Origin of the sequence: Xanthomarina sp. F1114 (genome assembly GCF_026410255.1) — a bacterium.
In the GTDB taxonomy this organism is placed as follows: Bacteria; Bacteroidota; Bacteroidia; order Flavobacteriales; family Flavobacteriaceae; genus Xanthomarina.
Map to the genome: position 1 here is coordinate 191,755 of NZ_JAPMLL010000005.1, position 22,431 is coordinate 214,185.

The 22,431-nt window shown below is 31.7% G+C and carries 19 protein-coding genes and 1 rRNA gene; 13 read left to right on the forward strand and 7 right to left on the reverse strand.

The annotated features are described in order from the left end of the window. Positions 1-17: 17 nt before the first annotated feature. Both OS188_RS05745 and OS188_RS05750 read left to right on the forward strand, forming a co-directional pair. Positions 18-1,430 (forward strand): PQQ-dependent sugar dehydrogenase, encoded by a 1,413-nt coding sequence (locus tag OS188_RS05745; protein ID WP_267147874.1) that lies wholly within the window; start codon positions 18-20, stop codon positions 1,428-1,430. 10 nt (positions 1,431-1,440) lie between these two features. Then, on the forward strand, positions 1,441-2,157 hold the full coding sequence (locus OS188_RS05750) for an SAM-dependent methyltransferase (protein WP_267147875.1): 717 nt from the start codon (positions 1,441-1,443) through the stop codon (positions 2,155-2,157). Between the two features lie 3 nt (positions 2,158-2,160). Here OS188_RS05750 and OS188_RS05755 read toward each other — a convergent pair whose 3' ends face one another. The 5 genes from OS188_RS05755 to dapF form a co-directional block, all read right to left on the reverse strand. Further along, positions 2,161-2,826, reverse strand: coding sequence for a peptidoglycan-binding protein LysM (locus OS188_RS05755; RefSeq protein ID WP_267147876.1), 666 nt, complete (start codon positions 2,824-2,826; stop codon positions 2,161-2,163). Between the two features lie 107 nt (positions 2,827-2,933). Continuing rightward, positions 2,934-3,839 carry a DUF2279 domain-containing protein gene (locus tag OS188_RS05760; RefSeq protein ID WP_267147877.1) on the reverse strand — a complete coding sequence of 302 codons (906 nt, stop codon included), beginning with the start codon at positions 3,837-3,839 and terminating at the stop codon, positions 2,934-2,936. Between the two features lie 7 nt (positions 3,840-3,846). Beyond that, positions 3,847-4,890, reverse strand: coding sequence for an endolytic transglycosylase MltG (gene mltG / locus OS188_RS05765; protein ID WP_267147878.1), 1,044 nt, complete (start codon positions 4,888-4,890; stop codon positions 3,847-3,849). Continuing rightward, positions 4,890-5,411 carry a GNAT family N-acetyltransferase gene (locus tag OS188_RS05770; protein WP_267147879.1) on the reverse strand — a complete coding sequence of 174 codons (522 nt, stop codon included), beginning with the start codon at positions 5,409-5,411 and terminating at the stop codon, positions 4,890-4,892. The genes mltG and OS188_RS05770 overlap by 1 nt, the downstream gene beginning before the upstream one ends. Beyond that, positions 5,405-6,184, reverse strand: coding sequence for a diaminopimelate epimerase (dapF, locus tag OS188_RS05775; RefSeq protein ID WP_267147880.1), 780 nt, complete (start codon positions 6,182-6,184; stop codon positions 5,405-5,407). Before dapF ends, OS188_RS05770 begins: the two co-directional genes overlap by 7 nt. A 152-nt stretch (positions 6,185-6,336) precedes the next feature. On the opposite strand from dapF, the gene OS188_RS05780 reads away from it, so the two are divergent. The 11 genes from OS188_RS05780 to OS188_RS05830 all read left to right on the forward strand — a co-directional run bounded on the left by OS188_RS05780 (position 6,337) and on the right by OS188_RS05830 (position 19,583). Continuing rightward, on the forward strand, positions 6,337-7,749 hold the full coding sequence (locus OS188_RS05780; protein ID WP_267147881.1) for a trypsin-like peptidase domain-containing protein: 1,413 nt from the start codon (positions 6,337-6,339) through the stop codon (positions 7,747-7,749). A 188-nt stretch (positions 7,750-7,937) separates the two neighbouring features. Next, positions 7,938-9,386, forward strand: coding sequence for a glyceraldehyde-3-phosphate dehydrogenase (locus tag OS188_RS05785; protein WP_267147882.1), 1,449 nt, complete (start codon positions 7,938-7,940; stop codon positions 9,384-9,386). A gap of 134 nt (positions 9,387-9,520) precedes the next feature. Continuing rightward, positions 9,521-10,117: a tRNA (guanine-N1)-methyltransferase gene (locus OS188_RS05790; RefSeq protein ID WP_267147883.1), complete on the forward strand. Its 597-nt coding sequence runs from the start codon at positions 9,521-9,523 to the stop codon at positions 10,115-10,117. A gap of 175 nt (positions 10,118-10,292) precedes the next feature. Further along, positions 10,293-10,970, forward strand: coding sequence for a tRNA (guanosine(37)-N1)-methyltransferase TrmD (gene trmD, locus OS188_RS05795; protein ID WP_267147884.1), 678 nt, complete (start codon positions 10,293-10,295; stop codon positions 10,968-10,970). Positions 10,971-11,210: 240 nt separating this feature from the next. Beyond that, positions 11,211-11,564 (forward strand): 50S ribosomal protein L19, encoded by a 354-nt coding sequence (gene rplS, locus OS188_RS05800; RefSeq protein WP_267147885.1) that lies wholly within the window; start codon positions 11,211-11,213, stop codon positions 11,562-11,564. Positions 11,565-12,261: 697 nt separating this feature from the next. Beyond that, positions 12,262-12,834 carry a pentapeptide repeat-containing protein gene (locus tag OS188_RS05805; protein WP_267147886.1) on the forward strand — a complete coding sequence of 191 codons (573 nt, stop codon included), beginning with the start codon at positions 12,262-12,264 and terminating at the stop codon, positions 12,832-12,834. Between the two features lie 151 nt (positions 12,835-12,985). Next, positions 12,986-15,211 carry an NADP-dependent isocitrate dehydrogenase gene (locus tag OS188_RS05810; RefSeq protein WP_267147887.1) on the forward strand — a complete coding sequence of 742 codons (2,226 nt, stop codon included), beginning with the start codon at positions 12,986-12,988 and terminating at the stop codon, positions 15,209-15,211. 75 nt (positions 15,212-15,286) lie between these two features. Beyond that, the gene (locus OS188_RS05815; protein WP_267147888.1) at positions 15,287-17,662 is read left to right on the forward strand and encodes a TonB-dependent receptor; all 2,376 of its coding nucleotides are present in this window, start codon (positions 15,287-15,289) and stop codon (positions 17,660-17,662) included. A 4-nt stretch (positions 17,663-17,666) separates the two neighbouring features. After that, on the forward strand, positions 17,667-18,482 hold the full coding sequence (locus OS188_RS05820) for a DUF4249 family protein (protein ID WP_267147889.1): 816 nt from the start codon (positions 17,667-17,669) through the stop codon (positions 18,480-18,482). Between the two features lie 50 nt (positions 18,483-18,532). After that, complete coding sequence (murQ, locus tag OS188_RS05825) at positions 18,533-19,351, forward strand: N-acetylmuramic acid 6-phosphate etherase (protein WP_267147890.1); 819 nt, start codon at positions 18,533-18,535, stop codon at positions 19,349-19,351. After that, a complete protein-coding gene (locus OS188_RS05830) occupies positions 19,341-19,583 on the forward strand; it encodes a DUF6095 family protein (protein ID WP_267147891.1) in 243 nt (80 codons plus the stop codon). Before murQ ends, OS188_RS05830 begins: the two co-directional genes overlap by 11 nt. Before the next feature lie 42 nt (positions 19,584-19,625). Here the strand turns inward: OS188_RS05830 and OS188_RS05835 are convergent, their stop codons facing one another. Continuing rightward, positions 19,626-22,076: a helix-turn-helix domain-containing protein gene (locus OS188_RS05835; protein ID WP_267147892.1), complete on the reverse strand. Its 2,451-nt coding sequence runs from the start codon at positions 22,074-22,076 to the stop codon at positions 19,626-19,628. Positions 22,077-22,308: 232 nt separating this feature from the next. Further along, positions 22,309-22,416, reverse strand: a 5S ribosomal RNA gene (gene rrf, locus OS188_RS05840). Positions 22,417-22,431: the final 15 nt, after the last annotated feature.

The window sequence follows — 22,431 nt, forward strand, 5'->3', positions numbered from 1 at the left end:
TTCAATAAAAAAATCAAATGAAAAATAAAGCAAGCCTCCTCATTCTGCTAATACTTCCTTATTTCCTTATAGCTCAAGAAATAGAATTAGAACTATTTGCTTCAGATTTTAGCAGCCCCTTAGATATAGAAAATGCCGGCGATAACAGATTATTTGTTGTAGAGCGTGGCGGGCTGATAAAAGTAGTTAATTCTGACGGTTCCATAAACGGAACACCCTTTCTCGATATAGATTCAAAAGTTTTAAGTGGCGGAGAACGAGGTTTATTAGGCTTAGCTTTTCACCCACAATATCAATCTAACGGAATTTTCTTTGTAAACTACATAAATAATAGCGGTAACACGGTTATAGCAAAATATATTACAAGTCCACCAGACTCTAATACTGTTAGCGTTAGTACCGAAGAAATTTTACTTACTGTAAATCAACCTTATAGCAATCATAATGGAGGGGATTTAGCGTTTGGAAACGATGGTTATCTCTACATTGGACTAGGTGATGGTGGTAGTGGTGGAGACCCGGAAAACAGAGCTCAAAACTTAACAACACACTTAGGAAAAATGCTTAGAATAGATGTAGATACATCCCCAAACGGCAACAATTATAGTATTCCATCTGATAATCCTTTTCCAAATACAGAAAACCCGAATGCTTTACCGGAAATATGGGCTTATGGCTTAAGAAACCCATGGCGGTTTTCATTCGATAGTCAAACACAAGATCTTTGGATTGCCGATGTTGGTCAAAGTGCAATAGAAGAAATTAATATGGTACCCGGGGGGCAAGCTGGTCTTAATTATGGATGGCGTTGTTATGAGGGGAGTGAAACATACAACAACTCAGGCAGCTGCCCAAATAGTTCAGAATTAACCTTTCCAATTTCAGAATATACACATACAACTAGCGGTAATTTTAAGTGCTCAATTACTGGAGGGTTTGTACACAGAGGAAGCCAGCAACCAAATTTTAATGGATGGTACTTTTTTGCAGATTACTGCAGCAACGAAATAGGTATACTTCAAAATACAAATGGTACTTGGAACATGACTTTTACTGAACAATACTCGGGAAATGGCTGGACATCATTTGGAGAAGATATTAACGGAGAACTCTATATAGTTGGAATTGATTCCGGATCTATTTTTAAAATTACAGACCCGAATTTAAACATTTCAGAAAGTGAATTCATGGAATTAAATATCTATCCAAATCCAGCAACTAACTTGTTTACTATTGAAAGTAGAAATCCACAAACTTTAATTGAAACCGTAAATATTTTTAGCATTCAAGGCAAACTAATAAAAACAGTTACAGGAAATAACACTTCTAATGTGCAAATAAACACTAGAAATCTTTCAAAAGGTTTATATTTAACAGAAATTATTTCGACCACAGGAAATAAAAAAACCCATAAACTTATTATTAAATAAAAACCTATTAATGACAAGCCAATTCGGAAAACTCTATTTAATACCTACCACTTTAGGAGACACTGCGCCTCTGGAAGTTCTACCGATTTCAGTAAAAAAAATTATCGAACAAGTAGATGTCTATATTGTTGAAAATGAAAAAAGTGCTAGACGCTTTATAAAACAAATAAAGCCCAGTAAAAAGCAATCTAGCTTACAAATATTTCATCTTAATAAATTTACAGATATTACCGATTTACCAAGTTTCTTAGAGCCTTGTTTACAAGGTAAAAATGTGGGTTTACTTTCTGAAGCAGGTTGTCCTGCTGTAGCCGATCCAGGAGCCGATATTGTAAAAATAGCACATCAAAAAAATATAAAAGTAGTGCCAATGGTTGGTCCATCGTCCATAATAATGGCTCAAATGAGTTCTGGAATGAATGGACAAAGCTTTGCTTTTAATGGCTATTTACCCATAGATAAAGATGAAAGAAAAAAAGAATTAAGACGCTTAGAGCAGTTTTCTTTTAGCCATAAGCAATCTCAGTCTTTTATTGAAACTCCTTACAGAAACAATAAATTGTTGGAAGATATTTGTAGCGCTTTAAACGATTTTACTTTGGTATGTGTAGCCTGCGATATAACTTTACCTACGGAATATATAAAAACACAAAGTGTAAAAGAATGGAAAAAAAATAGCGTAGACCTACATAAAAGACCTACGCTATTTATTATTCAAAAAGATTAATACCTAAGCCGAGTGTTTTACCTTGGCTCTTTTATTTGGTTCAATCTTCGAGGTATCATACCCAGAGAACTTTTTAATGTAATAAGAAATAGATGTTCCGTAGGCGTCAGAAAAACCATCAGCTCCGTAACTTCTTAAATATTTCTTTACATTTCCAGGTCCGGCTAAATGAGCAGCAGCTAAAATTCCAGACTCTGTAATTTTTGTACCGTTAATTACTTTACCAGAAAAACGTTTAATGTCTTTTCTTAACACCCATTTGTTACGTTCTGCATTTGCTATAAACGCCTTTTCTTGCAATTCTGGATTGCTTAAAAAGTGAACAGGGTTGTAAATGCCTATCAATTTTAATGTTTCTTTTCCAAATTGATACTTCCCCAAATAACCAAAAGTATTTACAGTAAAGTAATCTCCTCCAGATTCTTTAAAGCCTAAAGCTTCTTTGAACCCTACAAAGGATTTTCCTAAAGTTGGTGAAAAAGGTGGTTGAATTTCGTGAATTGGAAATAGGTTGTCTTGAGAAACAACACCTGGAACTTCATTGTTAAATGCATATCGAGGTGAGGTATAATTTTTCTCTTTAACCGATTTGTTCATATAAATCGATCCAACAACCAAGAAACATATTGTAAGTGATAAAACTAAATAACTCCCAATATTTTTTATCATATCTTTAAATTTCTTCAGTAAATATCTAAAAGATAATCACTTGAAAATTTCAGTGTGCAAAGATAGAACATTTTTTTAATATCTGAAAATTAATCGATTAAGTGTTTCTAAAAGTAGATTCCGTGGAACTTGATACCATTTTTATCGTTAAACTCCATAGTTGGAAATGGTACTTTTACCAGATTAAAAACATCAAAAAGTGTCTTTAAAACATGAGATTTTGTTTTAATTCTGGTTAAATCTACATCTAAACTCAAATAATATTGTCGGTAAGGATCTGAATGAAATACAAAATCTTCATTTAAGGAGTTTGTTCCAGAAACCATTCCTTCTGCTCCGTATCCAAAAGCTACATTTAACCATTTGGGAATTTTACTATTTTTAAAAAAAGAATGTAAATTTAAGCTTAGCCAATAAGTCTGACCATTATAATCTTTTAAAAACTCTTCCAAAAGTCCGTCCCCTAATTTATCAGGATTTTGTAGTGCGTATTGAGTTCTGTGGAACGAATACTTTAATGTGATACGTTGTTCTCTCCAAAGTAATTCTTGTCCCACAAATAATCCAGTTCCAACAATATTGGCCGCCATATCTCCCCAGGAAAAACCCCATTCTTCCGAAAAACCATCAAACACCTCTACAGCTGTTAAAAATCCTAACCCAAGACCAGCGCCATATATTAATTGAGATTTTTCATTTGCACCACTCCAATTTAAAGTACTTGCTCCTAACCTGCTTAATTGATATGAAGAAAAAACATGTCCTAGTTTATCCATCTGCATCCATTCGCTATTATCATCAAACGTATGAAAATTAGATTTTTCATAATCAGCATACCACAACTGATTTAACCCAAGCAAAGTTAAGCTAGCTAAAGAAACTTCTGTAATTACAACAGCATTTCGTCTAGATACATTTAAAGTATCATTGGGTTCTAAAAAACTATTTAGTTTACTTTGAGAAAAAGAAGTCACAGTAATTAAACAGGCAAATATGGTATGTTTAATTCCCATTTAAAACCTATCTGTTAATTCCTTGAGACGACAAGTATCTATGATATTCTCGAGCATTTGCATTATGTTGACTTAAAGTCTTAGCAAATTTATGATAGCCTAGCCTTTTGGCATCTGCAGCAAAATAGAGATATTTATGTGATTCTGGATTTAATACAGCATCTATAGCTGTAATATCTGGCATAGCAATAAGCCCAGGAGGCAAACCAGTATATTTATAAGTATTGTACGGAGAATCTATATCCTTATGTACATTTAAAACTCTTTTAATAACGGTACCTTGGTATTGTGGCAATTGGTATGCTGCAAATTTTAAAGTAGGATCAGCTTGCAAAGGCATACCTATACGTAATCTGTTTAAGTACACGCCAGCTATTCTTGGTTGTTCTACAGCTTGTTTTGATTCCTCATGAACAATAGATGCCAAAGTCATTACTTCATTTTCTGTTAAACCTATCGCTTTGGCTTTGGCTTTTCTACTGTCGTTCCAGAAACGTTTATATTCTTTTAGCATTCTATCTCTAAAATCTAAAGCTGAGGTATTCCAGAAAAACTCATAACTATTAGGAATATACATACTTAAGGCATTTGCCATAGTAAAAGAGTTATTTGCTAGAAACTCCTCGTTAGTCATTACTTGATACAACTTTAAACTATCTGGTTCTATTTGCATGGAGACTCTTCCCGCTAGAGATATTAAATCTGGCTGATTGTTAAATGCTAAGGTTATTGGCAGGTTTTTACTTCTAATGGAATTAATAATATCATTATTATTCATTCCCTTCTTAATAAGGTATCGTCCTGCTTTAATATTGGACGTGTACTTTTTTTGTTTTGCAAGAGCGTCAAACTTTTCAATATCTTTTAGCAAAGGTTTTAATTGCTCTCTAACTTCCATGTAATTAGCATTAGTTGGAATATAGATATAAGCCTGGTCGTTATTGAATGCCGTGTTATCCACTAACATGACTCTGTAAATATAATTAGCAAATATACCAGCTATTACTAGTCCTATTAAAGCTATGGCAACAAGAATTTTTTTAAAATACATTAATTAATACGTTGAAGTAAATATTCATTTTTATAAGAACCATTAACATAGTTCCAGTCTTTTTTTAAACCAATTATCTGAAAGCCATGTTTTTCAAAAAGCTTTAAACTAGCTTGATTATCTTCGGTAATATTACAATACAATTGGTGTAAATTTAAATGTTTTTTACAATAATTGATTAGTAACCCGAGAGCTTCATTTCCAATTCCTTTTTGTCTTTCTTCAGTTTCTTTGATTAAAATTCCTACTCCAGCCCTACTATTTTTAGGATCGAAATCGAAAAGATCTATCATTCCAAGGGCAATATTACTATAATTTGAAATAACTAAACGCAATTGTTTAACTTCATATATATCTTTATGTGCATTTTCTAGATATTGCTTAATCAAAAATCTGGAATATGGAGTTTGAGTATGACTAATTTCCCAAACGGCTTCATCATTTTCAACACTGTGAATAAAATCTAAATCCTCTGGCTCTAAAGCTCTTAAATATATTTCTTTTCCTTGTAATGTTAGCATGTCCAAATTCCTTTAAATACTTTAACTGCGGGTCCCATAAGCCAGATATCTCTATAAATACCTTGTTCTTCTTTAAAAGAAACCTGTAGCTGTCCTCCTTCTGTTTCTAAACTTACTAAATGACTTTTTGTTTGACCTGTTTCAAACATGGCAAGCGCAACAGCAGTTACTCCAGTACCGCAAGATAAAGTTTCATCTTCTACTCCCCGCTCATAGGTTCTTACTTTAAAAACATCTTCTGAGAGTTTTTTAACAAAATTAACGTTAGTACCAGATTGATTATAAGGTTGTCCATAACGAATTCTTGAACCTACCTCTTTAATTGGTAAATTAATTAAATTATTCTCTAATTGAACATGATGTGGAGAACCAGTATTTAAAAATACATATTGCTGATGGTTTTCAATTGAAAGAACATCTTGCATTTGAAGTTTTATCATATTCTTATCAATAATAACATGATGCAAACCATCAATAGCTTCAAAAGTTGCTTTATTTTGAATTATCTCTAATTGCTTTGCAAAAGCTGCAATACAACGTCCGCCGTTACCACACATAGAACTTTCGTTACCATCTGCATTATAATAGACCATTTTAAAATCCCATTCTGGATGGTCTTCTAATAGGATAAGTCCATCTGCTCCTATGCCAAAACGTCTGTTGCACAGATTAGAAACCAATTTGGTATTGTTTTTGTCGAATTGTAGTTGACGATTATCAATCATCACAAAATCGTTTCCTGTTCCTTGATATTTGTAAAATGTAAATTCCATAAGTCAGGCAAATATATGAATTATGAGCATCAATTATCTTGTTAAACAGAGGTTAAATATGACGTTAAAAATCGTTAAAAATTAAAAATGAATTCAATAATAAATTAATTTTAATCGTTATTGAATTGTAAACCATTTAATCCCAATAAATAATGAAAAAAATTGCAACTTTAGTTTTAGTTTCAGTATTAGGTGGAATTATTACACTTTCGGCCTATAAACTTTTTTTAGAAAATAATAACACACAGACGACTAATCAATTGAACGAGGCTGCGACAGTATTTCCTGTAAGCAACTATTCAAATTCCAGTTTTATTCCGGAAAATAGCATCAATTTTACCAAAGCAGCAGAAAAAACTATACACACTGTTGTCCATGTTAAAAATACCACGATAGGAAGTTCTAGACAGTTAACTTTTGAAGATTTATTCTATGGCAGATCGCCACAACGTTCTCAGGTTGGTACTGGATCTGGAGTAATAATTTCTCCGGATGGATATATTATTACTAACAATCATGTTATTACTGGCTCAAGTGAATTAACTGTTACACTTAACGATAACAGTACCTACGAAGCTACAATAATTGGCTCTGATGATAAAACAGATATTGCTCTATTAAAAATTGATACGGAACAAGAGTTACCATATACGACCTTTGGAGATAGCGATCAGGCTAAAATAGGAGAATGGGTTCTAGCTGTTGGAAATCCATTTAATTTAACATCTACAGTTACAGCTGGAATTATTAGTGCAAAATCTAGAGATTTAACTGGAGGTAGAAATACGCAATCTTTTATCCAAACAGATGCTGCAGTAAACCCTGGGAATTCTGGAGGTGCTTTAGTCAATTCTAATGGCGATTTAATAGGAATAAACACAGCAATCTCATCTCAAACAGGTTCTTATATTGGTTATTCTTTTGCTGTACCTAGTAATATTGCAAGAAAAGTTGTGGAAGATCTTCTTGAATACGGAAACGTCCAAAAAGGTGTTTTAGGAGTTTCTGGAGGCGCATTAAATAGCAATTTTGCAGAAAAACTAAGTGTTGCAGAAACAGAAGGTTTTTATATCGATACGGTAGAAGAACAATCTGGAGCTCAAGAAGCTGGACTTAAACCAGGTGATATTATAAAAAAAATAGACCATGTTAAAATCTCGAAGTTCTCAGATTTATCAGGATATTTGTCTACTAAACGTCCGGAAGATGTGGTTCAAATTACATACTTAAGAAGTGGACAATTAAAAGAAGTTCCTGTTACCTTAAATAAAAACTTAAATTTCAGTATTCCACCCTTTGGAATTGTTAAAAATGCCACGAAAGAAGACCTTAAAAAATACAATACAACTAATGGGGTTAAAATTTCAAGATTGAGTCAATCGTACTCAAAATATTTAAGAGATAACGGCGTTAGAGAAGGAGATATTATTATTTCTATAAACAATATTAAGGTTTATAATATAGATGATGTTCAGGAAATTATATCTAATAAATCTGCCTACGAACCTTTAAGAATTGAGCTTATTAATTCTAATGGTCAAATAGAAAGATATAATTTTAAGTAAGATTTTATCACAAAAATAAATTACAACCCTCTAGAATATTCTAGAGGGTTTTTATTTAAAAAAACTAAGTCTAAAACATTTAAAATGTCTTATTTTTGCAACCAAATTCAAATCAGCCATTTATATGGTTGAAAAACATTTAACAACCCGTCTGCTATCAAGGTAGGGACACTTTAAAATTAAAAACAATGAGTTTTAACGAAACTTTTGAAAATGAGCTGGCTTTTCAAGCTGATAGAAGAAAAGCTACTGTAGAGTTTATTAAAATAGTAAGCGACCTATGGTACGACAAATCTATTGAATTGGTGCTTTTTAGAAACCAATTAATCGATAGAAACGTTAGCCAAATTTTAAATTTACACGAATACGCTGGTGAAATTGTCCAGAAACCAATTTCTATTTTCGATTCTGTTGAAATTGCCCAGGCCATTCAAACTTTAGATTTACCACCATCCAGATTAGATATTGGTAAACTAACTTACGAGTTCCACTTAGAAGAGAAAAAATTCAGTAATGCTTTAGCCTTTGTTGCAGATAAATTAAAAGATGCCAGCAAAAAAAACACAATTAAACCTAAAGATGTAGTTCTTTACGGATTTGGTAGAATTGGCCGTTTAGTTGCTCGCGAATTAATTACACTTACCGGTAAAGGTAGTCAGTTGCGTTTAAGAGCCATTGTTACTCGTGGAGCTATAGACCAAACAGTTTTAGAAAAAAGAGCCTCTTTATTGAGAAATGATTCAGTGCATGGAGATTTTCCTGGAACTGTAATTGCCGATTTAGAGAATAGTGCTTTAATAATTAACGGAACCACCGTAAAAGTTATTTCTGCAAACAATCCTGAAGATATAGATTATACGAGTTACGGTATTAATAATGCTTTAGTGATAGATAATACAGGAGCTTTTAGAGATAAAGAAGCCTTGAGCAGACTTTTATCTTCTAAAGGTGCTGACAAAGTATTACTTACAGCCCCAGGAAAAGGAGTTCCAAATATTGTTCATGGTGTTAATCATTTAGAACATGACCCAGATAAAGTAGATATATTTTCTGCTGCATCATGTACAACAAATGCCATAACTCCTATTTTAGATGTAGTTGAAGATGCGTATGGAGTAAAAAGTGGACATCTTGAAACCATTCATGCTTATACAAACGACCAGAACTTAGTAGATAACTTTCATAAAAAATACCGTCGTGGACGTGCAGCTGCATTAAACATGGTAATTACCGAAACTGGAGCTGGAAGTGCAGTTGCCAAGGCCCTACCTGCTTTAGAAGGTAAACTAACTTCTAATGCTATTCGTGTTCCTGTTCCAAATGGCTCTTTAGCTATTTTAAATTTAGAATTGAATAAAGAAACTTCTTTAGAAGAAATTAATTCTTTAATTAAAAATGCTGCTATTGAAGGAGATTTAGTCGAACAAATAAAATATGAGTTAAGCGACGAACTTGTTTCTAGCGATATTGTTGGAAGCTCTGCTCCTTCTATTTATGATAGCAAAGCAACCATTGTTAGAAAAGACGGAAAAAACGTATTACTATATATATGGTACGATAACGAATATGGTTACAGTCATCAAGTTATCAGATTAGCCAAATATATTGCAAAAGTAAGACGTTATACCTATTATTAATAGTTGAAACATCCAAAATTAAGTTTCATTCGTATATACAAAAGCCTCGCAATAGTGAGGCTTTTTCATAATATATAGTTGAAACTAAACACAATTCGCTATTTTTGCAAAAATTAAAATTAAAAAACTCCCAAATGAATATTTTTAAATCCTTGTTGTTCGCGCTTTGCATTATATCATTTAACACTTATGCACAAAATCAAACTGACGACGAGAAGCTTTCTTTATCAAGTGGCAATATAGATAACCAGTTTGATTATGTTATAAAACGCTCTAACAATTATCAAGACTACAAAGTTGTAAAAGCTAATTGGTTGTACACCTTAAAATCTCACACTTTAGATTCTTTAAAAGCCATCCAAATTCAATTGGACAGCACGAAGTTAGTTATAAAGAATCAAGCAGATGAAATGGCTTCTTTAAAGACCAATTTAACAAATACACAACAAGATTTAGAGAAAACTACCGACGAAAAAAATAATATGGCTTTATTTGGATTGCAAATGAGCAAATCTAACTATAACGTATTAATGTGGTCTATTATTGGTGTGCTTTTAGCATGTTTATTACTATTTATCTATAAATTTAAGAATAGTAATGTGGTAACTAATGAAGCGAAAAAAGCACTATCTGAAATTGAAGATGAATTTGACGAGCACAGAAAAGTGGCTCTAGAAAGAGAACAGAAAGTAAGACGTCAATTACAAGACGAATTAAATAAACAAAAATGAATAAACTAAAAAACTAATTCATTTAATTAAAATCTGTAAATTTTCGTTTACAGATTTTTTTTTTACCCATGGTTGAATAGTCTCAAAAGACCACAAAATCGGACTTAAAACTTCCTTCCAAAACTTCAAATTACCTAAAACAATTCAATTATATTTGCAGTCACAAAGTCTTATCATGCGTATAGATATTATAACCGTTTTACCGGAATTACTTAAAAGTCCATTTGAAGCTTCCATTTTAAAAAGAGCAATTGATGCAGATTTGGTAGAAGTTCATTTTCATAATTTAAGAGATTTTACTACAGATAATTACAAAACCATTGACGATTACCAATTTGGTGGTGGTGCTGGAATGGTTATGATGGTAGAACCAATAGATAAATGTATTTCAAAACTAAAATCGGAAAGAAATTACGACGAAGTAATTTACATGACTCCAGATGGGGAAACCCTAAGTCAAGGCATTGCCAATCATTTGTCTTTAAAAGAAAACATCATTATTCTTTGTGGTCATTATAAAGGAGTGGATCAACGTGTTCGCGACCACTTTATCACAAAAGAAATATCTATTGGAGATTATGTATTGTCTGGAGGCGAACTTGGCGCTGCTGTTTTATGCGATGCTGTTATCCGTTTAATTCCTGGAGTTTTAGGAAATGAGACCTCTGCCCTAACAGATTCTTTCCAAGATAACTTATTGGCACCACCTATTTATACACGCCCAAGAGAGTATAAAGGTTGGAAAGTACCAGAAGTATTGTTTAGTGGAAATTTTCCTAAAATTGAAAAATGGAGAGAAGAAAAGGCTTTTGAACATACAAAAAACAGACGTCCAGATCTTTTAGACGAATAACTAGAAAACCAATATAAATAAGCGTTAAAAGCTATTCTTAAAGCATTGTATATAATTTTTAATTTAAATAAAAAACTAGTTTAAAACTTAATAAGTAAGAACTTTAAGAAACACTCAAAAACTTTTTACTTTTATCTTTTATCTTATATCTTTTTAATTATCTTTGCACCCAATTTCGGGTTAACCTCTGGCGATAATCGTATATGTTGTTTCGAATTAATCATAATAAAATATAAAGATATGGAATCTTTAGTAAAATTTGTACAAGACGAATTTGTAGCAAAAAAAGATTTTCCAGAATTCAAAGCTGGAGACACAATTACTGTTTACTACGAAATTAGAGAAGGTGAAAAAGTACGTACTCAGTTCTTTAAAGGTGTAGTAATACAAAAAAGAGGAACAGGAACTTCAGAAACATTTACCATTAGAAAAATGTCTGGAACTATTGGTGTAGAGCGTATTATACCTGTTAACATGCCTGCCTTACAAAAAATTGAAGTAAACAAAAAAGGTTTAGTACGTAGAGCTCGTATCTATTACTTTAGAGGTCTTACTGGTAAGAAAGCAAGAATCAAAGAAAACATGAAACGTTAATAAACGTTTAATAACCTTGAAAAAGCCCTGTATATAGGGCTTTTTTTATGAACAATTGTTAATAACATACGTTCATAACCAGTTGATATCTAATATGTTAAAATCCTTGGAATAACGAACAATCTGTTGTATCTTAGTACTAGAATTTATAAACAACGTTTTGTTGGTTTCATGTAAAAAGTGAATTAGTTATAGACTCTAAAAGAAACGTTCTTTATTATAATTGTTTTTTGAGATTTTAAGGAAGCATGTGTAACATGGTAGACCAAGAAATCATGATACTTTTAGAAAGATTATATGATTAGTCAGATAATACTTAGAAAAGTTGAAAGTTTCTTATAACTAGAAAATGCGAAAGTAAGTACGGTTAACAGAAACAATGTCTTATAAATTGCAGGTTGTTTTTACAACAAACAATGATTAACACATCAAGAAAAACAATTTTTCAGAAACATTTCAGCAACATGTCAATACATTTTGAAAGTTGCATTAAACGAATGTTTCTTTTGAAATAGTAAAACTTGAATTGAAAGGTGTAGCTTAAAACCTATACTTATTCGGTAGAAATGCTAAGTTAGATCATGTTAAACTGTTTCAAAGAAAGCCATGTCAGTTATAGATATTAATCTATTGTGATATGGCTTTTTGTTTTATAGAAACCTCCTATCTTTGTCTTTCCAAAATTTAGATTCTAAAAATGACCTTACCCCTTATTATAGATAAAGATTTTAAAAAAATTGATTTTACAAAAACAGAACTACAAAAAGCTGAATATGATAATTGTAGTTTTATAGATTGTAACTTTTCAGAAACTTACCTCGCTACCATTACTTTTACAGACTGCGAATTTGTTAGTTGCAACTTGAGCAATGCAAAAGTAAAAAACACAACCTTTAAAGATGCCATATTTACAGAATGTAAATTACTTGGTATTTCTTTTAATGAGTCTAATCCGTTCTTAATGTCTTTTACGTTTAACCAATCAAACTTAAATTTCTCTTCATTTAATAAATGCAATCTCAACAACACCACTTTCAATAATTGTCAATTAGAAAATATCGATTTCTCTGACACCAATTTAAGTCAAGCTAAGTTTTTAGACTGTAATTTGAATTATAGCACTTTCAAAAATTCAAATTTAGACAAAGCCGATTTTAGAACTTCATATAATTTCTATATAAACCCAGAAATAAACAGCTTAAAACGTACAAAATTTTCGAAAGAAGGTGCTTTGAACCTATTAAAATCTTATAATCTGGATATAGAATAATTAAAATTAGCAACAGACAATTGCCTTTTTTATCAAGTTGATAAAACAAGGCTATTTAAAGGGTTCTTGGGTTAAAAACAGTTTATAATTTCATATATTTGCATGGCTTAAAAAACAAGCAAATTCTATTAAATAAAACTGAAAAATACTTATGGCAAATCCATCTACAATTATTTATACAAAAACGGATGAGGCTCCTGCTTTAGCAACCTACTCTTTTTTACCTATTGTAAAATCGTTTACAAAACCAACAGGAATTCAAATTGAAACAAAAGATATTTCTCTTGCAAATAGAATTTTAGCTCTTTTTCCAGATTTTTTAACTGATGAACAAAAAGTAAGTGACGATTTAGGAATTTTAGGAAAGCTGGTAAAACAACCAGAAGCTAATATTATAAAATTACCAAATATTAGTGCTTCTATTCCTCAATTAAAAGCTGCTATTGAAGAGCTGCAAACAAAAGGTTTTAAATTACCTAATTATCCCGACGAACCTAAAAACGATTCGGAAAAAGATATAAAATCACGTTACGACAAAGTTAAAGGAAGTGCTGTAAACCCTGTACTTCGTGAAGGAAACTCAGATAGACGTGCACCTAAAGCTGTAAAAAATTACGCTAAGAAAAACCCACATTCTATGGGGGAATGGTCCAAAGATTCTAAAACTCATGTTTCAACTATGGGTAAAGGAGATTTTCAAGACAACGAGAAATCGGTAACTTTAGATAAAGCAACTTCAGTCTCTATTCAATTAAAAAGAACTAATGGTGAAACTGAAATTTTAAAGGATAAGTTGAACCTTTTAGAAGGTGAAATTATAGATGCGACTGTTTTAAGCAAAAAAGCGTTAATCGACTTTTTAGATGCACAAGTAAAAGATGCTAAAGAAAAAGGAGTGCTTTTCTCTTTGCACATGAAAGCTACCATGATGAAAGTGAGTGATCCAATTATTTTTGGTCACGCTGTAAAAGTATTCTTTAAAGACTTATTTGCTAAACATGGTGATACATTTAAATCTATTGGTGTAGATGTAAATAATGGTTTTGGAAATTTACTTGAGAAACTACAAGAGCTTCCTGCAGATAAACGTGAGGAAATAGAGAAAGATATTGTTGCTGCATATAAAAATGGACCAGCATTAGCAATGGTTAATAGCGATAAAGGCATTACCAATCTTCATGTGCCAAGCGATGTAATTATCGATGCTTCCATGCCTGCAATGATTAGAACCTCTGGACAAATGTGGAATGCAGACGGAAAATTACAAGACACTAAAGCAGTTATTCCAGACAGTAGTTATGCTGGAATTTATACAGCAACTATAGATTTCTGTAAAGAGCATGGTGCTTTCGATCCTACAACCATGGGTTCTGTACCAAACGTAGGACTTATGGCTCAAAAAGCTGAAGAGTATGGTTCTCACGACAAAACCTTCGAAATAAAATCTGAAGGAACTGTAAGTGTTATCGATGCCTCAGGTAAGGTTTTAATTGAACACAAAGTAGAAGCTGGAGATATCTGGCGTATGTGTCAAGTTAAAGATGCACCAATCCAAGACTGGGTAAAACTTGCAGTTACAAGAGCTAGAGCCTCTCAAACTCCTGCCGTTTTTTGGTTAGATGAAAATAGAGCACATGATGCCGAATTAATTAAAAAAGTAAATTTATACTTAAAAGATCACGATACATCTGGTTTAGATATCAGAATTCTATCTCCTATCGAGGCTACAAAATTTACTTTAGAAAGAGTAAAAGCCGGAAAAGATACTATTTCTGTTTCCGGAAATGTTTTGAGAGATTATCTAACAGACTTATTCCCTATTCTAGAATTAGGTACTAGTGCAAAAATGCTTTCTATTGTTCCTTTAATGAACGGTGGTGGTTTATTTGAAACTGGAGCTGGTGGTTCGGCTCCTAAACACGTACAACAACTTTTAGAAGAAAACCATTTACGTTGGGATTCTTTAGGTGAATTTTTAGCACTTGCTGTTTCATTAGAACATTTAAGCGAAGCTACGAATAACCCTAAAGCCTTAGTTTTAGCCGAAGCTTTAGATCTAGCCACAGAAGAATTATTAGATACCAATAAAGGTCCTTCTAGAAAAGTAGGAGAAATAGATAACAGAGGTAGTCATTTTTATCTAGCCATGTACTGGGCACAAGCATTAGCTGAGCAAAAGAAAGACACCGACTTGCAAAAAACCTTTACTTCTATTGCTAAGAAATTAGAAGAGAATGAAGATAAAATTATGCAAGAGCTAAACAGCATTCAAGGACACGCTACTAATCTTGGTGGTTATTACAAACCTATAGAAAATGAAATAAAAAATGTTATGCAGCCAAGTAAAACATTAAACAGCATATTACAAGCTATTTAACAAAACCAATATTATGTTAATTAAAGCTCCTTCTAGGAGCTTTTTTTATACTTTAGTAAAAACACACCTACATTAATGAAGATACGAACACTGTGGTTTCTTATAATTATTGGATTAAAATTTAATGGACTTTCTGCACAAGACAAAGTAACACTAAGTGGAATAGTATCTGACGTAAGTAGTAACGAAACTTTAATTGGTGTTAATATTTTGTTTCCAGAGCTGCAAACTGGTGCCACAACCAACGAGTATGGGTTTTACTCCATAACTGTCCCAAAGGGAACTTACAATATAGTTGTTAGTTATTTAGGGTATTCTAATATTTCTGAAAATATTTCTCTTGAAAATAATTTAAATAAGGATTTTAGTTTATCAGAATCTCTTGAAAGTCTAGACGAAGTACTTATCCAAGAAAATGTAGAAAAACTGAATATTAAAAAGCCACAAATGAGTGTCAATTCCTTGACATCAAATACTATTAAAAAGATTCCTGTAGTTTTTGGTGAAGCAGATGTAATCAAAGCTATTACATTATTGCCGGGAGTTACAAATGCTGGAGAAGGCTCTTCAGGATTTAATGTTCGTGGTGGAGCAGCAGATCAGAATTTAATTCTTTTAGATGAGGCTACTATTTATAATTCCTCTCATCTTTTCGGTTTCTTTTCTGTTTTTAATCCAGATGCCATAAAAGATTTAAAACTCTATAAAGGTGGTATTCCGGCTAGATATGGCGGACGTGTTTCTTCGGTTTTAGATATCTATCAAAAAGAAGGAAATAGTAAAAAGTTTCATGTTAATGGTGGTATTGGTTTAATTTCTAGTCGGCTTTTAGCCCAAGGACCTATTAATAAAGGAAAAGGCTCCTTCTTGTTAGGAGGAAGAGCAACTTATGCTCATCTATTTCTTCCACTTTTTGATCTTGAAAACAAGGCTTATTTTTACGATTTAAACACTAAAATAAGTTATAAATTAAATCAGAATAACAATGTATATCTCTCTGGATATTTTGGACGAGATGTATTAAGCTTTACCGATAGTTTTAAAAACACCTATGGTAATTCAATTTTAAACTTTAGATGGAATCATTTATTTTCGGATAAAATATTTTCAAATTTATCTTTAATTTATTCCGATTATTACTACGGCTTAGATTTAGGTTTTATAGAGTTCAATTGGAATTCAGGCATTAGAAACTTCAATCTTAAATACGATTTTAAGCATTATTTAAGTAACAAAATTCAGTTACAATATGGTTTAAATAGCATCTATCACAAATTCAATCCTGGTGAAATAGAACCTTCAAACCCAGAATCCGGAATTAATGCTCAAAAGTTAATAGATAAATACGCCTTCGAAAATGCACTATATATAGATGTTGAACACAAATTAACAGATAGATTAAGGGCGTCTTATGGTTTACGTTATAGTTCCTTTTTACGCCTAGGACAAGACGAGCTAAATGTATACAAAAATGATGAAGCAGTTATTTTTAATCAAGAACTACAAATTTATCAAAAAGCCGAACCAATTGGTGTAGAAAGTTATAAACGAAGTGATGTTATTACTTCTTTTGGAAATTTAGAACCACGTTTAGCACTAGCATACGAACTTAATTCGAGTACTTCTATTAAGGCCAGCTATAATCGTATGAATCAATATTTGCATCTCTTGTCCAATACAAGTTCTCCAACACCTTTAGATATATGGACGCCAAGTGGAAAATATATTAAACCACAACAATTAGATCAAATAGCTTTAGGATTTTTTAAAAACTTCGATGATAATACCTATTCTTTAGAGGTTGAAACTTTCTACAAAAAAGTAAAAAATAGAATTGATTATATTGATGGTGCAGATTTAATAGCAAATAATGCCATCGAACAGGTTATCTTAAATGGTGAAGCTAAAGCCTATGGTTTGGAATTATTATTCAGAAAAAATCTTGGTCGCTTTAAAGGTTGGCTAGCTTATTCTCTATCTAATTCTGAGCAAAGAACACCCGGAAGAACCTCTAATGAACCAGGAATTAATAATGGAGATTGGTATAAAACTGCTTACGATAAAACTCATGATATTTCGGTAACCGCAAGTTACGACCTTACTACAAAGTGGTTCTTCAATCTCAATTTTATACTTCAAACAGGACAACCAAGTACCTATCCAAATGCGCAATATGAATATAATGGACTTAATATCCCAAACTATGGGTTAAGAAACGAATATAGATTACCTACTTATAATAGATTGGATATCTCAGCAACTTATGTACCAAAACCAGATAAAAATAAAGGCTGGCAGAGTGAATGGGTTTTTGGTATTTATAATGTATATAATAGAAAAAATGCGGCGTCTATTTCATTTCAACAAAATGAAGAAACACGAGTTAATGAAGCAGTAAGACTTTCAATTTTTGGAATAGTTCCATCTGTATCCTATAACTTCAAATTTTAAAATCATGAAGAAGAATATTATTTTACTAACTTTCCTTTTAGCACTCTTCTCTTGCGAGGATGTTATAGATGTAGATGTACCAACATCTCAACCACGTTTAGTTATAGAAGCTTCTATTAATTGGGTAAAGGGAACTCCTGGAAATAATCAATTTATCAAATTAACCCAAACGGCTCCTTATTTTGATACCGAAGTTCCTCCTGCAAATAATGCACAAGTTACAATAACAGATCAGTACAATAATGTCTTTAATTTTATTGAAGATAATCAAACTGGAATCTACTATAACTCTAATTTTATTACTGAAATAAATGGTGTTTATAATCTAACTATTGTTTACAAAAATGAAACTTATACAGCCACAGAAACACTTTTACCAGTGGCAGAAATTGATTATGTAGAACAAAATTTGGAAGGAGGGATTACGGGTGAAGATATTGAAATTAAAGCTTATTTTACAGATCCAATAGACGAAGAAAACTACTATTTTTTTGAATTTATACCGAACATTCCTGTTTTTGCAACATTAGATACTTATAAAGATGAATTTGTAAATGGCAATCAAATTTTTGGGTATTATTTAGAAACAGACTTAAACATTGGAGACGAGGTACTAATTAGAAGTCATGGTGTGTCTAACCAGTTTTATGAATTTATGTATATTCTACTACAACAAACAGGTAGTAGTGGAGGTCCGTTTGCAACGCAACCGGCAACTGTAAGAGGTAATTGTATAAATACAACAAATCCAGATAATTATCCATTTGGTTACTTTAGACTCTCAGAAGTTTCAGAAGTTTTATATGTTGTCCATGAATAACCTAACTTAAAATAAGTACTTAAATTTTAAAATATTGTATTTTTGAAGTGATGAATTTTACTAAAACTACAGAACAAGAGTCTCATTACAATCACCTGGAAAAGATGAGTGTTAATGAGCTATTATCAAATATCAATGCTGAAGATAAAACAGTTCCCTTGGCTATAGAAAAAGCCTTACCACAAATTGAAACTGTAGTCAATAATATAGTTGCAAAACTTAATAAAGGTGGACGTTTGTTTTATATTGGAGCTGGAACTAGTGGCCGACTTGGTATTCTAGATGCTTCAGAATGTCCTCCAACCTTTGGTGTTTCCTATAATTTAGTCATTGGTTTAATAGCTGGAGGCGACTCTGCCATAAGAAATGCTGTAGAATTTGCTGAAGACTCAACAACTGAGGGCTGGAAAGATCTTCAAGAATATAACATTTCGAATAAGGATGTTGTAATAGGAATTGCTGCATCTGGAACAACACCTTATGTTATTCATGCTTTAAAAACCTGTAACGAAAATGGAATTATTACAGGATGTATAACATGTAATAAGAATAGTCCGTTATCACTTACAGCTAAATACCCAATAGAAATAGTTGTTGGACCAGAGTTTGTTACAGGAAGTTCCAGAATGAAAGCAGGAACAGCCCAAAAACTTGTACTTAATATGATTACTACTACCACTATGATTAAATTAGGTCATGTTAAGGGAAATAAAATGGTAGATATGCAGTTAAGTAATAATAAACTTGTAGAAAGAGGAACAAAAATGATTATGGACGAACTTCAGGTTTCTCAAAGTGAGGCCAGAACTCTTTTAGATAAATTTAAAAATGTTAGAGAAGCCATAAAGAACTACAATAATGGAAACTAAAAGAACGAATAAAGATATATTGATAAAAGGGCTAAAAAAAATGGGCTTATCTCTAATATGTATGTTTCTAGGCCCAACATTAATCTATGTGGCATTTAGCAACCAAGAAAAGCCCTTATATATTCCTATTTTAATACTTTCCATATTAATATGTGTTCTGGCAGTCTATCTGGCTTTTATAGGTCTAAGAACTATTATGGATAGCATGTTTTATAAACACTCCTCAAAATAATTAAATTTTAAGAAGTGTTCATAAAAGCTTAAATTCATCCAATTAATTACTCAAATTATCTATAACTAAACGTATTTCTCCATAGGTATATTTATCATCCAACTGATGTTTTAAATCTGAAAGATTCTCAAAAGTGGTTTTAGGAATAATTCTTTTTAGTTCTTTATAGTGCTTTTCAGACATCAAATCCGTTATTTTAACTTCTTTTGAAGAAATAAAACTAGCCAAATGTCCAAAAATTGTATTTTCGTTTAATTCTCTTTCATCTGCAATATCCTGAATACTTTTTCCTGCTTTAAAAAGTTTTAATGATATTTTTTTTGTGTCTCCTTTCTTTTTCTTTTTCACGGTAGAAGGTTCTGAAAATTCAATCCGATAATCAGTTTGGGATACATCTATATTGTTATTCTCACAATATTCTACAATTACGTTTAAAATAGCTTCTCCATACTTTTTAACACGTACTTTCCCCATACCATTTACCTGTAAAAGCTCTTCTATAGACGTGGGTAAAACTTCGCACATTTCGTAAAGAGATTTTTGATTAAAAATTTGATAATGAATCAAATCCTTTTCCTTAGCAATATTATCTCTTAACTCCCTAAGCAATTCAAATAAAACAGTGTTTGATGTTCCTTCAATTGGTGCTTTTCTTTTTATCTTAGGTTTCTCTTTGGTTATAAAAGAAGCTTTTCCGCGTAATTCCAAAAATCGATTACTATTAAAACCATTGGCAAGTTCTCTAAAGTACAGTAATTTAATTTCTACTAATTGTTCAATTAAATCAAGTTGCTTTGTAAGGTCTTTTTCTATTTCCTTATTATCAGTTGTAAAGTTCAGAGTGCCCAATGTAGAGACAAAAAGATTGTCTGTCTGATTTTTAAAGTAGTCAACAGCTTTAATAAATCGCTGTTGAACTAAGTTACTATTTTCAGGAAGTTCATAATCACCAAGAATAGTTTTTAACTGACCAATGAAACTAGTATTAATTTTTAATAATGGAATAACTCCTTCATCCTTTATAGTTAATAAAGGTTTTTCTATAAGACCTTCAATACTATTTCTATTTTTATAAAAAATGTCTATAGAACGATTTAATGGAAATAAAAAGTCATGATAATTAAGAATATCTGAAATACAATCTAATTGAAAGTTTTTTTGTGACATTTCCAAAATATTTTCATTTGGAATATTTTCTTCACTTTGCTTAGTAAATGATGTAATATTATCATCACTTATAATCTGGTTAGAACTAATTTTACCTTTTAGTACTAATCCATCAAGAGACTTGCACCTACTTAGTGCTACATAAGTTTGTCCATGAGCAAAAGCACCTTGAGCATCAATAATTGCTTTCTCGAAGGTCAATCCCTGACTTTTATGTATAGTAATAGCCCATGCTAAACGTAATGGTATTTGCTTGTAAAATCCTACTCTGTCTTCTTTTATAGCTTTACTCTCATTATCTACCGAATAATTTATGTTTTCCCAAACTTCTGGGCTTGTAGTAATATTAAAATCGTCTTCTGGACAACGTATAACCACTTCCTCTTTATTAAGTTCAATAATTTTTCCAATCTTACCATTAAAAAATCGTTTTTCAGGAGAACTATCATTTTTAATAAACATTACTTGTGCTCCAACCTTCAGCTCTAATAATTCATCATTGGGATAAGAATATTCGGGAAACTTACCTTCTACTTGAGCCTCGTATTTATAAACCTTGGACGACAATAAATTTAATTCCTTAAGGTTTACTTGCTCCGCTTTTTTATTATGAGTAGTTAAATATATATATCCGTCAGAATGATTGGGTTTAAAATCTGGAATATAGCGTTTGTTTAATTCGTCTGCAGATGTTTGCGTTAAAGTATTGTTTCGAATTTCATTCAATATTTTAATGAAATCTTGATTATCTTGTCTATATATATGCTTTAATTCAATAGTTAAAGCATTACAAGCCTGAAAAACGTGACTACTAAAAAAAAATCCTGTTTTATAATAAGATTTTAGAAGGTTCCATTCATGATCTTTAATTACAGGCGATAATTGTTGTAAATCACCAATCATTAAAACCTGTACTCCCCCAAACTCTTTTTTAGATTTTCGGTAACGTTTTAAAACACGATCAATACCATCTAGTAGGTCAGCACGAACCATACTAATCTCATCGATAATCAACAAGTCGAGCGACTTAATAATATCGATTTTTGTTTTACTAAACTTTCTATTAAAATTAGAGTTTTGTATCTGATTTTCTCCAGGAATTAATGGCCCAAATGGCATTTGAAAAAAAGAATGTATAGTAACTCCTTTTGCATTAATAGCGGCAACCCCTGTAGGTGCAACAACTATTAGACGTTTAAACGACTCCTTCTTTAGCTTATGCAAAAATGTCGTTTTACCAGTACCAGCCTTTCCTGTTAAAAATACATTTCTAGAAGTATTATTAATAAAGGCCCAAGCTAACTCTAATTCCTTATTGTCTTTCAACAGAATAATTTGTAAAATAGTTACACAAAAATCCTTATAAAGATACAAACAACTCGCGAACAAACAACTTTAGCTTTTATTTTAAATATGAATTAATAATAAAGCTTTACAAAGAACTTACATAACTAATATTATAGGGATATATGTATAATTGTGGTTATCTCTCATCCTTCTTTTCACTTCTAATATGCAAAAAAAAATCCCGATTCAATAAAATGAATCGGGATTCTAAAAAAGGCGATGACCTACTCTTCCACAAATGCAGTACCATCGGCGCTAATGGGCTTAACTTCTCTGTTCGGAATGGTAAGAGGTGAGCCCCATTGCAATAACCACCTTAAGTTGTTATCTCGCA